Annotated in this window: 10 protein-coding genes and 1 tRNA gene; 5 read left to right on the top strand and 6 right to left on the bottom strand. The window is 47.6% G+C overall.

What is annotated here, in order from left to right:
• Positions 1-301: 301 nt before the first annotated feature.
• Entirely contained in the window at positions 302-1741 is a 1440-nt protein-coding gene (locus QT974_RS19100) for a pentapeptide repeat-containing protein (protein ID WP_442933192.1), read from the bottom strand.
• 27 nt (positions 1742-1768) lie between these two features.
• Complete coding sequence (ribBA, locus tag QT974_RS19095; protein WP_333470010.1) at positions 1769-3529, bottom strand: bifunctional 3,4-dihydroxy-2-butanone-4-phosphate synthase/GTP cyclohydrolase II; 1761 nt, start codon at positions 3527-3529, stop codon at positions 1769-1771.
• 420 nt (positions 3530-3949) lie between these two features.
• On the opposite strand from ribBA, the gene QT974_RS19090 reads away from it, so the two are divergent.
• The 3 genes from QT974_RS19090 to QT974_RS19080 all read left to right on the top strand — a co-directional run bounded on the left by QT974_RS19090 (position 3950) and on the right by QT974_RS19080 (position 5959).
• Positions 3950-4216, top strand: a complete 267-nt coding sequence (locus QT974_RS19090) for a ribbon-helix-helix domain-containing protein (protein WP_333470009.1) — start codon at positions 3950-3952, stop codon at positions 4214-4216.
• A complete protein-coding gene (locus tag QT974_RS19085; protein WP_333470008.1) occupies positions 4213-4512 on the top strand; it encodes a type II toxin-antitoxin system RelE/ParE family toxin in 300 nt (99 codons plus the stop codon). The genes QT974_RS19090 and QT974_RS19085 overlap by 4 nt, the downstream gene beginning before the upstream one ends.
• An 85-nt stretch (positions 4513-4597) precedes the next feature.
• Positions 4598-5959 carry a DUF4339 domain-containing protein gene (locus QT974_RS19080; protein ID WP_333470007.1) on the top strand — a complete coding sequence of 454 codons (1362 nt, stop codon included), beginning with the start codon at positions 4598-4600 and terminating at the stop codon, positions 5957-5959.
• A 60-nt stretch (positions 5960-6019) separates the two neighbouring features.
• On the opposite strand, the gene QT974_RS19075 is transcribed toward QT974_RS19080, so the two are convergent.
• A tRNA-Phe gene (locus tag QT974_RS19075) sits at positions 6020-6092 on the bottom strand.
• A 134-nt stretch (positions 6093-6226) separates the two neighbouring features.
• Here QT974_RS19075 and QT974_RS19070 point away from each other — a divergent pair.
• Together QT974_RS19070 and QT974_RS19065 are read left to right on the top strand one after the other, a co-directional pair.
• Positions 6227-8893 carry a phospholipid carrier-dependent glycosyltransferase gene (locus QT974_RS19070; protein ID WP_333470006.1) on the top strand — a complete coding sequence of 889 codons (2667 nt, stop codon included), beginning with the start codon at positions 6227-6229 and terminating at the stop codon, positions 8891-8893.
• An 86-nt stretch (positions 8894-8979) separates the two neighbouring features.
• A complete protein-coding gene (locus QT974_RS19065; protein ID WP_333470005.1) occupies positions 8980-9942 on the top strand; it encodes a cobalamin-binding protein in 963 nt (320 codons plus the stop codon).
• 163 nt (positions 9943-10105) lie between these two features.
• Here the strand turns inward: QT974_RS19065 and QT974_RS19060 are convergent, their stop codons facing one another.
• The 3 genes from QT974_RS19060 to QT974_RS19050 form a co-directional block, all read right to left on the bottom strand.
• Positions 10106-10417, bottom strand: a complete 312-nt coding sequence (locus QT974_RS19060; protein WP_333470004.1) for a DUF2973 domain-containing protein — start codon at positions 10415-10417, stop codon at positions 10106-10108.
• 157 nt (positions 10418-10574) lie between these two features.
• Entirely contained in the window at positions 10575-10904 is a 330-nt protein-coding gene (locus QT974_RS19055) for a DUF2605 domain-containing protein (RefSeq protein ID WP_333470003.1), read from the bottom strand.
• Positions 10905-11360: 456 nt separating this feature from the next.
• On the bottom strand, positions 11361-13355 hold the full coding sequence (locus QT974_RS19050) for a DICT sensory domain-containing protein (protein ID WP_333470002.1): 1995 nt from the start codon (positions 13353-13355) through the stop codon (positions 11361-11363).
• Positions 13356-13868: the final 513 nt, after the last annotated feature.

Genomic DNA, 13868 nt, shown 5'->3' with positions numbered 1-13868 from the left:
AGGGGGACTTTGATTGGACTCTTGTCCCCCCCTTATTAAGGGGGGTTAGGGGGGATCGAAATATGTGCAGCTTCATGAAAAATTGGTATTAATTGTTAGTTGTCAGTTGTTAGTTGTCTGTTTTCAGCTTTTCTGCTCGCGGGTCATTAGATTGTTAGTTGGCAGTTGTTAGTTGTGATTCATCAATTGTGATTCGTTTTTGTTTATTTGTTATTTCGTAGTAATTAGCAACTGCCAACTGTCAACCGTCAACTGCCAACTGCCAACTGTCAACTGCCAACTAACAACTATCAAATGTCAATTACCATTCCGATTCTAACGGTAGTTCAAAGAAACTCTGACTCAAATCTACATCAGTCAAATCCGTTTCGCTCAAATAAGCATCGGTCAAAGATACCCCTTTTAAACTTGCGCCTTTGAGGTTTGCACCTTTCAGGTTAGCACCTCTGAGATTAACTCGGAATAAATGAGCATCGCTCAAATCAGCCTCGGTTAAATCTGCTCCCTCCAAATTTACTCTCATCAAATCTGCTTTTCTGAGGTCAGCTTCGTTTAACTTAGCGCCGCTGAGGTCAGCTTTTGTCAAGTCTACACCTCTCAAGTCGGCGCCGCTCAAGTTAGCGAACAGCAAAGTAGCTCCCGTGAAATCGGTCTCCCTCAAATCAGCATCACTTAAATTAGCCCCGCTGAGGTCGGCTCTTGTTAAGTCTACACCCCGGAGATCGGCAGAACTCATGTTTACTTGGTGCAAAATTGCGCCGCTTAAATCGGCTCCTCTCAAGTCTGTTCCCTCCAAGTTTGCACCTTTGAGGTAAGCTTTTTTTAAGCTGGCTTTGCTGAGGTCTACATTTTTGAGATTGACCGAACTTAAGTTAGAATTGCTCAAATTAGCTCCGCTTAAATCTGACCCGTTTAAGTCGGCTCCGGTTAAGTTTACCCCTTGCAACAATACATTGGGAGCAATTAAATAAGCTCCGCCGATACGCAGGTCAATGCCTTCTGAAAACAACGTTGTGTTGCTGTAAACAGCTTTTTCTAAAATGGTGCCGCTCAAAGTGGCTTCTCTCAAGTCGGCTCCGCTGAGGTTGGCTCCTGCTAAGTTTGCCCGATCGAGCTTTGCTCCAAATAAAATTGCTTTGTATAAGTTTGTGCGCCGCAAATCGGCTCCCTTTAAATCCGCACCGGTCAAATCTACCATAATCAGATTTAATCCCGGGAGCGAGGCGTTGGGAGCTAGTAAAATAGCTCCCTTTGCGCCTGGCTCAATACCGTCGGGAAAGATTGTGCGGTTGTTGTAGACGGCTTTGTCTAAGATGGTGCCGGTCATCTGAGCACCGCGCAAATCGGCTCCGCTGAGGTTGGCTCTGGTTAAGTTAGCTTCTTGGAGATTTGCTCCTACTAAATTAGCCTTGATCAAACTTGCGCCTTTGAGGTTGGCTTGACTGAGTTCGGCTCCTACCAGAGTAGCTTCTCGGATTGCAGCACCACTCAAATCGGCTCTGGTGAGGTTGGCTAAATTGAGAAATGACTCAGCCAAATCAGCCCCGCTGAGATTGGCGCCGGTGAGGTCGGCTTCGATCAGGTCTGCATACCTGAGAATAGCGTTACTGAGGTTGGTTTCTCGGAGGTCTGTGCCCCTGAGGTTTGCTCCCCGGAGTTCGGCACCGCCGAGGTTGGTGCCTTTGAGGGCTTGTCCCCTGAGGTCGAGCCGGTGCAGAAAGTCACCAACGTTCATGTCCATGTAAATTTGCCCTTTCTATTCCTGACCCTAGCTTGACATTCCGAGGGCTGAATCGGGAATAGGGGAAAAACTATAGATTGTTTGAGGTTGAAGTCTCGCACAGGCGGACGCGACTTGTGCGAGGGGGAAGTTTTCGCGATCGAGCTGGACTTGCAGGGTTTTGAGCGGATCTCCACCGGAGGAAATCATGAATTCTAATTTTTGCAAGTCGGGATCTGTGCTGATGGAACTGAGAATTTGGACGATCGCCTTGACGTAAGGATGATTTGGCTCCGAGTACCAGTCGGGGGCCGCGAGTCCGGCTTGATCGAAGCCCAGATGAACGATCAGGGAGCCTTCTCCAAACAAAGCTATGCCGACGGGCCGCGCTTCTTCTTGCAGCAGCAAGTGGTGGCTAGCGGTCAACCGCCGCAGTTTTTCGAGGTGTTCGTAGCGATTTTGGATGGCAGAATCTTCCTCTTTTCCTTGTTCCCGCGAACCTCTTGCTTCTTCCTTTTTCCCGCGAACCTCGGACTTCGTTTCGTTCCACTGAATCGCCACTGTGACTAAATAAGTTTGCAGCAGCAGATGACCGAGTTTTTCGGCTTTGGTTGCCAAATAGATCGAGTTGTAATCTGTGGCTTCAATCAGTAAGGGAACGCGATCGGCAACTTCAATGCCGTAACCTTTCAAACCTGCTATTTTGCGCGGGTTGTTGGTAATTAAGCGAATTTTTTGCACTCCCAAATCGTTAAGCATTTGTGCTCCGACGCCGTAGTTGCGCAAATCTGCGGGAAATCCCAACCGCTCGTTAGCTTCTACGGTATCGTATCCGATATCTTGCAGCGAGTAAGCTTTTAGTTTATTCACCAATCCAATGCCCCGACCTTCTTGACGCAAGTAAACTATGATGCCGCAACCGGCATTTTCGATCATTTTCAGTGCTGCTTGCAGTTGCATCCGACAGTCGCAGCGCAGGGAGCCCAAAGCATCTCCGGTCAGACATTCGGAATGCACCCGCACCATCACGGGTTTGTCTTTAAATTCTGCCGGGTCGCCCTTGACAATGGCAACGTGTTCTGAGTTGTCTTGGGTGTCGCGGTAGGCGTAGATCGTAAACTCGCCGAATTCAGTAGGCAATTTGGCGACTGTTTCGCGGCGGACGAAGCGATCGTGCTTGAGGCGGTAGCTAATTAAGTCAGCAATGCTGATGATTTTGAGCTTGTGAGTTTTAGCGTAGTCGATTAATTCCGGCAACCTCGCCATCGAACCGTCGGGGTTTTGAATTTCGCAGATGACGCCGCTGGGATAGAGACCGGCGAGTCTGGCGAGGTCAACGGAGGCCTCGGTGTGGCCGGCGCGTTTGAGGACGCCGCCGTCGATCGCTCGCAGCGGGAAAATGTGACCGGGACGGCGCAAGCCTTGAGGTTTGGTGTCCGGGTGGATGGCTACTTGGATGGTGCGGGCGCGGTCTTCGGCGGAGATACCGGTACTGACGCCGTTGACTGCATCGATGCTGACGGTAAAGGCAGTTTGGTTCTTGTCGGTGTTTTTGCTCACCATCAGAGGCAGTTCCAGGCGATCGAGCCGATCGCCGCTCAAGGCAAGACAAATCAAACCCCGGGCGTTCACTGCCATAAAATTGATGTTGTCGGGGGTGGCGAATTGGGCGGCACAAATCACGTCGCCTTCGTTTTCGCGGTTTTCGTCATCGACTACTACCAGCATCCGACCTGCTTTCAGGTCTGCCAGGGCGCTGTCAATTGAGTCAAATTGAAAGGATTGAGTTGAGGTGTTGTTGTAGGGCACTGAGGAGTTCAAGCTATAAACAGTATTGTTATGGAAATAGAATCTATTTTTGATTGTAACCTTTTGTTTCCGACAGGGGCATTTCCCAGTCCAGATGAGTTTAACACCATTTTCGAGCTTGCTTACTAGAAATACTGCTTTTTGTCAATCAAAATTGCCAGAATATTTCATGAGTTAGATCGAGATTGCGAGGTTTTTAGGGAAAGAGAAAGAAAATTATGTTGACTCTAAATCCGAATTTTTTAGATATTAATGCGATCGTTATAGCGCGGTTGAGTTGTTCATTTAGCAATTGTAGCGATGACGAAAGCAGCGACAAGCGATCGGATTGGCAATAGTCAGGCACGGTTTCGGGGCGATCGCCCTGACCGGATCTCGCGCTATTCTTAAAACATGGATCAGTCTGAGGGAGGTGGCGTAATGAATATTACTTTAAGTCCAGAGCAGATGCAATTGATCGAGGCGCAATTGGCGCAGGGGTCGTTTAGTTCGCCCTCCGAGGTAATCACCAAAGCCCTCCAGACTCTGGCGCAAACCCAGAAGCATTATTCGGAGTGGGAGGAGGAAGTGCGTCAGTCCATTAAGGAAGCGGAGGCGGAACTATTGCGGGGTGAGGGAATTCCCTTAGAGACTGTGCGAGAACAATTGCAGGAAAAGTTTCGCAAAGCACGAGAGGTTCAAGGATGAGCCAATGCTTTGTCTCTCCAACTGCTAGTCGAGACTTGGATGCGATCGGTGATTATTTTGTTGCTCGCAATATCGAGGCTGGTGAGCGGTTACTTCGGGAGTTTGTCAAAAAGTGTGAAAACTTAGTGAAGTTTCCGAATATGGGACGCAGTTACGATCGAATTAAGCCTGGACTCCGGGGAGTGCCACTGGATGGCTACATTATCTTTTATCGAGTTGTTGAGAACGGCATCGAGATTTTGCGGGTGGTGAGTGGCTACCAAGAGTTTGAGGCAATGTTTCCTGACGAAACCTGAGCGGTGGGAAGACTCAACACTAAAGCAATTGCGGAAGCTCAAGTGTAGTGGGACAATATTGATATCCGCTCCAATTGCCCCAATCATGAATAACTGGCCGAAGTTCCTCCCGCATCCTGCATCATGGGCAAAAGGTTTGGCATTAAGCAGTGGCTTTTGGCTGATTGTTTCGGTACTGCTGCCTGGATATTATTACTACCACTACAGATTTAGCACAGCGTACTGGCTCAGCATCAGCAGCTCTGAGTTTGAAGGCGCGATCGCATTTGCTTGGTTGTGCCAAATCCCGTTATTTGCTTTCTACCATTGGGGATTAGCTAAATTTGCTGAGTGGGTGGAAAGTCGCAGCCACAAGCAACCGCCGACAGGATCGGTATCGCCTTGGCTGCACTGGAGGGAAGGGTTTATCGCATTTGCGACGCTGCCGGCTGCGATCGTCATGGGAATTCCGGCGATCGCCTTTTTAATGCTGCCGCTGAGGGATTCTCCGGGTTCAATTGTTGCTTTAATTATCGGAACTGCGATCGCATCGGCTTATTTGTATCACTTTTGCTTTGCAAGGCGGCTGAAAATTCTAGTCGAATTCCTCTGGATTTTCTATGCAGACTTGCTCAAAATATTGGAAATTATTTTAGTTCCAACACTCACCGGTACGCCTTTTTTTGTGCTGACTGTTGCGACGGCTCAAATAATGCCAAAACAACTGCTGCCACTGACAACCTTTCTATTAGTTATTTCTGTATTTCTCAGTGGCATAGTCGGATATGCAGCTTTGCAGTATTGGTCGGCGCATTTAGTTAATTGGGCCGCCAAGTGGTGGCCGGCCCACTCTCCTGGTTACAGTCGGATTCAAGCTCGCACAGCTTGGAAACACAACAAAACAGCAGCTACTCAATCTTTGGTTCGGCATACAACCAGTTGGCATTTAGCGGCGAATGATACTACCTACCTAATTTATTTCAATTTGAGTGCGATCGTCTTTGCTGCGATCGGTTCTGTGCTGTTTGGAGAGCCGTCAACATGGTCAGAAACAGAAGAAGAGATTTTAGGATCTGCTGTGGCGCTAGTTTGGGTGGCGCAGTGGCATTTCTGGGGTTGGCGTCGCGAAGTAGAAATTGCTAGGGGTAAGTCCGAGGCCAAAAAGACCTCGCGCGATCGTAATTTACCCGCCGATCCGGTTGAAGTCGAGCTCAACCAGCTTGCAGCCGAGTTCGGCGATGCTCGGATGAAGCCTGTCAGAAAACCTGCCTCAGCAACTAAAAAGCCTAAGTCACAGCAGGCTCAGTGGTACGTATTCCGCAGCGGTAAAGCCGAGGGGCCTTATACTAAGCGACAGTTGCGAGATGTGCAGAAGATTACCGATCGCACCAAAGTGCGCTTGGGTGAAGCCGAATGGCAGCGCGCTGGTGAAATTCCAGAACTAGCAGCGTATCTGACTCAAAAATAATTGACTGCACAGCCCGTATTTTCCCAAAAAAAAACCCTCAACTTTGTGAGGGCTTTGCGATGCCAAGACGGAGATTTGAACTCCGGACACGTGGATTTTCAGTCCACTGCTCTACCAACTGAGCTATCTCGGCTTGTTTTTTTACGCTTAACTACCTTAGCAGACACATAGCGATTTTAGCAAGCACTTTTTCAAAATAATTTTTAGAGCGCCCGGAACCGCCCACCTGTAAGCTAAAAGCTGCACGCCTAAAATCCAAAAATCGCAATGACACAGCAACATCGGGACAGCGCGGACAAGAGTCTGTTTGTCTTGGGCATAATTTGGCTGCTGGCGGCAATTAGCGATCGCCTCTGGTTTGCCCTCGATCGATCTGTACCCGCCTGGGATCAAGCAGAATACCTCACTAGCACGCTGAATTACTTGCAGGCGTTGCAGCATCCTCAGTGGTTTTCCGGCGACTGGTGGACAAATTTCTGGCTGCTTTCGACGAAGATTCCGCCCTTGGTGTACATCTTAACGGTGCCGTTTCTGCATATTTTTGGTGCCCTGGGCGATCGGGCAACCCTCGTTCATTTATTATTTAGTGCTATTCTGCTCGCTTCAGTCTACAGTCTGGGCGTCAAATTATTTAACCGGCAAGTTGGTTTGTGGGCGGCTGCTATTTGTGTTTTGTTGCCGGGACTTTATCGGTTTCGCCTGCAATTTTTGCTAGATTTTCCCCTAACTGCTGCGATTACTTTTTGTTTTTATTGTCTGACAATGTGGAAGGAAGAAAGTTCGGCAGCGAGCAATGTACGGGATGTAGCGGATGTAACGGATAGAAGAAAAGAGGAAAAGGGTAAAAAGTTTTACCTGAGTCGATTATCTTTTTTTTGGGCGATCGCCTTTGGGATTTCTCTGGGTTTATCAATATTAGTTAAACACACTACAGTATTATTTCTGTTGGCGCCGATTCTGTGGTTGGCTGTTGGTGCAGTGCGCCAAAAAGCTTGGGGAAGATCAGGTCAATTAGCTGGTGCTTTGTTGCTGTCGGCTGCCGTGTTTGGGCCGTGGGCAAAAACTAATTGGCTGTTAATTTTGACTGGGGGAAAACGGGCAACGATCGATTCTGCGATCGCCGAGGGAGATCCGGGATTGAATACGATAAATGCTTGGATTTACTATATTCAGCACTTGCCAGAACAGGTTTCTTGGCCTCTGTTACTGATTCCCTTAGTTGGATTTATACTTTATTATTGGCGAAATCGACCGGACAGTCAGTCAAGATTGCACCTTAACTCCTGTCGGTGGTTGGCGGTGTTTTGGGTAGGAGCTTATTTGATTAATTCCCTAAATCTCAACAAAGATGACCGATATGTGATACCTTATTTGCCCATAGTCGCAATCTTTTTAGCCTACTGTTTGACGCTCTGGCCTTCTCGTTGGGGGCGACAAATTCGTTGGGGAACAATTGGCTTAGGAATCCTGGCGATGCTGTTCCATATGTGGCCGCTGGGAGGTGGTTTGGGAAACAGTTTAGTCCAAGTTGTCAGTCCCGGCAATTCTAGCTATCCTTACTTCGGGAAAGAGTGGCCGCACCAAGAAGTAATTGCCGAAATTATTGATACGGAACCTTATTTGCAATCGACTTTGGGTGTGTTGCCTTCGACTCCGGAAATTAACCAGCATAATTTGAATTATTACGGTGCTTTGGCGAATTTTCAGGTCTACGGGCGGCAGGTAGGAACGAATTTAAAAGAAGTGCCGCAAGATGTGCGATCGCTTTCTTGGTTTTTAACTAAAACTGGCCCGCAAGGTTCGATTCGGGAACGGATTAAAAAAGCTCAAAATGCTGCGGTGGCGGCGATTGAAACAGGCGACAAGTTTAACTTGCAAAAAAGTTGGCTTTTGCCGGATAATACTAATTTGAATCTCTATCGCAAGCGATCGCACCCGGTGGAAGTACAGCCGTTGTCGATCGCGCGATCGCAAGTACAATTAGAGCAGGTGACTGTTCTGGCAAAACCTGTTCCCGGTGTGGCGCTACCGATTACTTATATTTGGTCTGGGCCTTGGCAGCAGTTGCAGTCTGGTTTAGTGTTGTTAACATGGCAAAATCAGCAGTCTGGCGATATTCCAGCGGGACAGACTGTGAGGATTTTACACGATCGCGCGATCGGGCAAGCAACTTTGCATCCGGGGATGCTGGAAGCCGATAAATTTGCTGTGGGGTTTCGAGTGGTCGATCGCACGGCGATGCTAACTCCTGCTAATATTGCACCGGGAAGGTACACTCTGCAAGCTACTTATCTCGATCGCAAAACCGGCGAAACTTATCCGATGAAAGTGCCGCAGGTAACGCTTAAAATCGCTGCTGAGCCTGTAAATATGCGTTCTGAGGCTGTTGCGGCCAACCAAGATGAGAAAAAGTTAAAAATTCCCGAACAAGTCCCTGAAAACGAAGATATGCCCGAGTTAGATTTGGTAACTCAATTGCGGGAAATGGCGGTTAATTTACCCAAAGGATTGCCCGGTTTGGAACCTGTGTTCGAGCAGATTGGGCGGATCAATCAGTACGATCCAATTCAAGATTATACCGTGCAAGCGGAACAAGCGTTAGCATATCGGCTGAAGCAGGAACCGAATAATCTAGAATGGGCTTATGCTTTGGCATTTTCTAGAGTATTGCAGCAGAATGTCGAAAGTGCGATCGCGGCCTTAGAAAAAGTCACCCAACTCGACTCGCAAAACCCCTATGCTTATGCTTATCTCGCCTTCGTCCAGATTTACGGCTGGCATCCCAAAGCCGCTGAAACAGCCTTAAAACCAGCCCTCGCGCTCAACCCCAACCTCCCGGAAATTAGAGTTTTAAATGGTGTAGCAGCGTTGATGCAAGGAAATCTCATCCAAGCGTGGCAAGATTTGCAATTCTTGAAAAAATTAAAAATCTAACAACTACAGCAGCAGCAACAAAGCGATTTGATTTCGCGGGTAAACAGAAGTTAGAACGAATCAGCAACAAAAACTCGGGTTAAATTATGAATCAACTCAGAATTGTCTCGCTCATTCCCAGTGCCACGGAAATTGTAGCAGCTTTAGGATTAACTGATGCCATTGTGGGCCGTTCTCACGAATGCGACTATCCCCCAGAAATCCAAAATTTACCTGTTTGCACTCAGCCCAAATTTAATCCCGAAGGAACGGGAATCGAAATTCACAACCGCGTGACTCAATTGTTGCAAAATGCGCTGAGCGTATATAAAGTAGAATTAGATATTCTGGAAAAATTGCAGCCAACTCACATCATCACTCAAGCTCAATGTGAAGTCTGCGCTTGTTCTCTGGTAGAGGTTGAACAAGCTGCAAGGATGCTAGTAAACAGCCAGCCACAAATTATTTCTTTGCAGCCAAATATGCTGGCAGAAATCTGGACGGATATTGAGCGAGTTGCTGATACTTTGGGTGTAGATGCCACAAGTACGATCGCGCTTTTGCAATCACGCATCGCTGCCATTACATCCAAAATTTCAGCATCATCTATTCTTAACACAAAAAAGACACTTCCCACCGTAGCCTGCATCGAGTGGATAGAGCCTTTGATGGCTGCGGGAAACTGGATTCCGGAATTAGTAGCGGCGGCGGGAGGAATTTCGCTGTTTGGCACTGTCGGGGAACATTCCCCTTGGTTAAAATGGGAATCGCTAGTAGAAGCTAATCCCGATGTAATTATTTTCATGCCTTGCGGCTTTGATTTAAACCGCACTCGCACGGAAGCCATGCAGATAACTCAAAACGCCCAATGGCAAGATTTGGAAGCAGTAAAAACCGGGAAAGTTTACATAACTGACGGCAATTCTTACTTTAATCGACCAGGGCCGAGATTGGTTGATTCTTTAGAAATTTTAGCAGAGATTCTGCATCCGGAAATATTTGATTTTGGCTTTGGGGCAAAAGCTTGGCAGCGATTTTCAGAAATGGCCGCCGCCTCAAATTTTCTGTAGGCGAATTCTCAATTTCCAGGGCTAAAAATAAGGACACAACATTGTTGTGTCCTTACAGAATATCTTGAAAGCGGGTCAAAATTTAGACTTTGTTTAAGCTCTCTGATTCCTTTTCCGAGTCAATCTCAAATCAAAAATCTTAAATAGACTGGCTGTGCCTGGTTTAGGCTAGTTCGCCTCCTTCATCGCTGCCGCCGGGAGATGATTTGTAGAGAGCATCTAATTGTTCGCGGGCGTCTTGGACTGTCAGCGAGCGCATCACTAACAGGGGCTCGTTAACAATATTTCCGTATTCGTCTAACAGTTCGGGATGCGGTACGGTTTGAGAGCGGGGATAGGATGCGTAACGATTGTTTGCCCTGAATTGTTGGGGGCGCTGAGATTCCATACCGACGGTGACTAGACTGCGGATTAAGTTACCGACAGCCAAAAATGCCAGAACGGTGAAAGCTAAAATATAAAGCAGGTGCAACATTATTTTCTCCTCTGGGCTAAAGAGCCACACAGCAATTTACAAAAGTGTTTCAGCAAGTAATAACTTATTAACTGGAAATTGGTTTGAGTTTGTCAAGTGGGGCGCAATAGTTCCTGAATAAGGGATTTGACTGCGGGTTTAACTTTAACTTGTCTCTTTATTTTCCAGGGGGATTTGACTGCCTTGAGCGAAAGCGCGCCGATACTTGCCAGCATTCGGCGAGCAGTCTGTGCCACGGCATGAGTGCTGCGGTTTCAATAGCAACTTGCCCTCCGGTTGCTTGAAATAGAGCTTTGGCAGCCGCTACTTCTTGCTGAGCCTGTTTGACTCGCGCCAGCAAGTCGGATTGATCTTCGCCGCTCAGAAAATGAATTTCCTCAGTTTCTAAAAGGTTGGTCGATCGCTCGAACCAGTATTTAAAATCCTCTAACAGCGGTTCCAGTAGGGATTTGAGCAACTCTGATTCTGGCAAATTGGAGTTAAGCATGGATTAAAATTTGGTTATTTATCTATTGTAACCTTAAATGACGTTTACAAATTGTAACATATTTTTAATAAAAATTCAATATTTTTACAAAAATTAGCAAGTAGCTGCAAATAAATTTAACAGTGTCAGCAGCAATTTTTGAGTCAAAATCCCCAAATTATGTCAAATTAGTCGGCGATCGCACGGGCAGTTAGAAACCGGATTTTTTCACGGAATATCTCGTTACAGCCCGCTGATTGGGCAAAAAACCCGGTTCCTGGCCTGGCATTGGGTGCCGGAGTCAACTTGTCACCACCAGCGCCATTGCTGTAATTTCCTGGAGTTTCCCCAGGCAAAAGTCGGCGCCAGCACGTCCCAACCTGAGTAAGATAGAAGCAAGTGCAACGAATCCCCAGTCTTGTACCCTCAATCCTCGCGTGAGTGTTTGTATGAACCTGGTGTCAACCGCCCTTTCTTCTAAACAATTGGAATAGTAAAGTGAAATTCGCTTCCTCGGTCTTTTCCAAGGGAATCTACCCAAATGTTACCGCCCCAGCCGGCGACAATCTGCTTGCAAATTGCCAATCCCAAACCGGTGCCGCCGGCACTGCGCCGCAAGGCTCCTTCTTCTTGATAAAATCGATCGAACACTACTTTCAAACTATTCGCTTCTATTCCCCGCCCCGTATCTGATACAAGCACTTCCACCATCCGAGAACCGTTGAAGACAGCGCGCACTGTAACGCTTCCTTGGGCTGTGGTGAATTTGCAAGCGTTGTCTAGCAGTTTGGACAACACCTCCACCAACCACTCGCCGTCTGCTTGGACTAATGGCAATTCTGAAGACACTTCGGCGATAATTTCCGGTAACTTGCGATCGACTCCGCCGCGCGAGCGCACGCTGCTGAGGGCCAAGTCAACGCATTCTTGCAGTGTCAGCGATTCTACATTCCATTTAACTCGCCCGCTTTCTAAGTGAGAAAGTGTTAAGAAATCCTGCACGAGTTTCCGCATTCGATCTGCATCTCCGAGAGCTGTTTCTAACATGATCTGCCGCAATTCTGCTGGCATATCAGGTTCTGAATTCAAACTTTCCAGACATACTTGAATGGTAGAAAGTGGAGTGCGGAGTTCGTGGCCTGTGATGGCAATTAGATTGCTGCGAGTGCGGTCTAATGCTTCTAATTGTTGGTTGAGTTCTTCTAAGTGAGCGTAGGTTTCGGCTTGAATTAAAGCTGCTCCGAGTTGGGTGGCGATCGCCTCTACCAAAGCAATTTCGTCTTCTTCCCAAGGCGAAGTCGATCGGCACTGGTGCATTTCTACTATGCCCAAAACCCGCCCCTGATAAAGCACCGGCACCATCAACCAAGAAATTATCTGCCAATTTTTTACTGTTTTTTCGAGAGATTTTGTCTTGAGAATCTGCGGGTGTTGTGCTGTTTCTTGGATGTAAACTCGCTCTTGTCGCGCTACCGCGTCCCGAAATATGGGATTTTTTTGCAATGGCCAAGTCTGGTTTAGCACCGAAGTAGCGCCGGCACGCAAAAACTCGCGATCTATTTTGACAGAAATATCTTCAGCCTTGCACCGATAAATCAAACAGCGGCTTGCTGATAGGGCTGTTCCCAATTCTTGCACGGCTACCTCGACTATTTCTTGCGGGTTGAGAGACTGCCGCATTGCCGTGGTAATTAAGTTGATCAGGCGTTCTTTGCGTTCTTGGGCGGCGATCGCACTGTATGCTTTCAGCAGTTTGTGCTGGCCTGCTTGCAAGTAGGTGACTAAGCGTTCGGCAAAAGCGTCGCTCAATTTTGGATTCGGAATTTTTGAGTTTTTGGGCGCACTTTTCTCGGATTTTGCGGCTTTGGAAGCTGCCAGTTTCCGGGTTTTTTTCGGTGTGTTGCCCAAAATGTAAGTCGTGCGCGCCCGATCGATCTTTTCGGTCAATTCCGGGCGATATTTGACAATTTTATCGAGCAACAATTCGGCAGCTTTGCAGCTTACCTCTCTGTCGAACGTCCAGATTCCTTCAAATCTGCGAGCTTGATCGATTAACTGCGGCCCGCGATCGTCCTGGTGGTCGATCGGCACAATTTTTTCTTGACAAATCAGGCAAGTTGAGTAGTTTTTCCCGACTACCACTAAGTGCCACTCTTTACTTAAGGCGTCATCCGGTGCAAAGGCTACATTTTCGTGACATTCCGAGGAATTTTTAAACTCTGTTTCCGGTGCAGCCAGCACGTATACCTGATCGGAGCGATCGGCAATGCGCCGGTAGCGGTGAGCTTCTTGGCGGTAGAATCGCTCTTGCTGAAAGCTCGCAATCACTAGGGGTTCGTCGTCGGAGCCCACCAAAACCAAATCTTCCATCGCGTGAGACAGCGCTGTCATGGAAGATTTGAAATAAATTTGTGCCCGCAGTTGGGGCAAAGCTTGCAGAAGTTCTGCCAGTAACGAAATTGGGACGATCATCTAGCCTTAAACGTGCATTTTTGCCGATGACAAAACAGGAGCGATCGGAGGTTTAGATCGATCTGTTTTCAGTATCTGATACATTGATGCCTCTTGACGAGCCTGTTGAAGTTTTATCATGCTATCAATAGCCCTTGGGCGAATTATAGCTGAGGTATCTTTCAAAGACCTTGAGTTCATCCCAAAGTCACGGATCGACCAATAGGGTTGGGTTAACGTTTTTTGTCTGTGATAGCCCGCCCGCTCCTTCGTAGCGAGCTGTCATTGACAGCCATCGCAGTATCTGTTTTTGACAAATATTGCTTCGAGCGCTGTTTTCTCTCAAGCGTATTGACTGATAAACACCTGTGTTTGCGTCTGGGTTTTGACGCTAACGGATCTATTCAGACCGACTTCTGCCCTGAACCGTCCCACGATTGAGACTGGTTAGGCGCCCACTGCGTATCTCTTGGACTATTATAGCTTGTAAAAGTATAGTCATCTATTACATGACATGGGAGGCATGAAGTCCCT

Source organism: Microcoleus sp. BM001215392, assembly GCF_036700185.1.
Classification (GTDB): domain Bacteria; phylum Cyanobacteriota; class Cyanobacteriia; order Cyanobacteriales; family Microcoleaceae; genus Microcoleus.
This window is presented reverse-complemented; position numbering and strand designations above follow the sequence as displayed.

What these genes read in the sequence shown, in the direction of transcription:
- QT974_RS19100 (WP_442933192.1), bottom strand. Translation starts at nt 1,741, where the DNA reads ATGGACATGAACGTTGGTGACTTTCTGCACCGGCTCGACCTCAGGGGA.
- QT974_RS19090 (WP_333470009.1), top strand. Translation starts at nt 3,950, where the DNA reads ATGAATATTACTTTAAGTCCAGAGCAGATGCAATTGATCGAGGCGCAA.
- QT974_RS19085 (WP_333470008.1), top strand. Translation starts at nt 4,213, where the DNA reads ATGAGCCAATGCTTTGTCTCTCCAACTGCTAGTCGAGACTTGGATGCG.
- QT974_RS19080 (WP_333470007.1), top strand. Translation starts at nt 4,598, where the DNA reads ATGAATAACTGGCCGAAGTTCCTCCCGCATCCTGCATCATGGGCAAAA.
- QT974_RS19070 (WP_333470006.1), top strand. Translation starts at nt 6,227, where the DNA reads ATGACACAGCAACATCGGGACAGCGCGGACAAGAGTCTGTTTGTCTTG.
- QT974_RS19065 (WP_333470005.1), top strand. Translation starts at nt 8,980, where the DNA reads ATGAATCAACTCAGAATTGTCTCGCTCATTCCCAGTGCCACGGAAATT.
- QT974_RS19060 (WP_333470004.1), bottom strand. Translation starts at nt 10,417, where the DNA reads ATGTTGCACCTGCTTTATATTTTAGCTTTCACCGTTCTGGCATTTTTG.
- QT974_RS19055 (WP_333470003.1), bottom strand. Translation starts at nt 10,904, where the DNA reads ATGCTTAACTCCAATTTGCCAGAATCAGAGTTGCTCAAATCCCTACTG.
- QT974_RS19050 (WP_333470002.1), bottom strand. Translation starts at nt 13,355, where the DNA reads ATGATCGTCCCAATTTCGTTACTGGCAGAACTTCTGCAAGCTTTGCCC.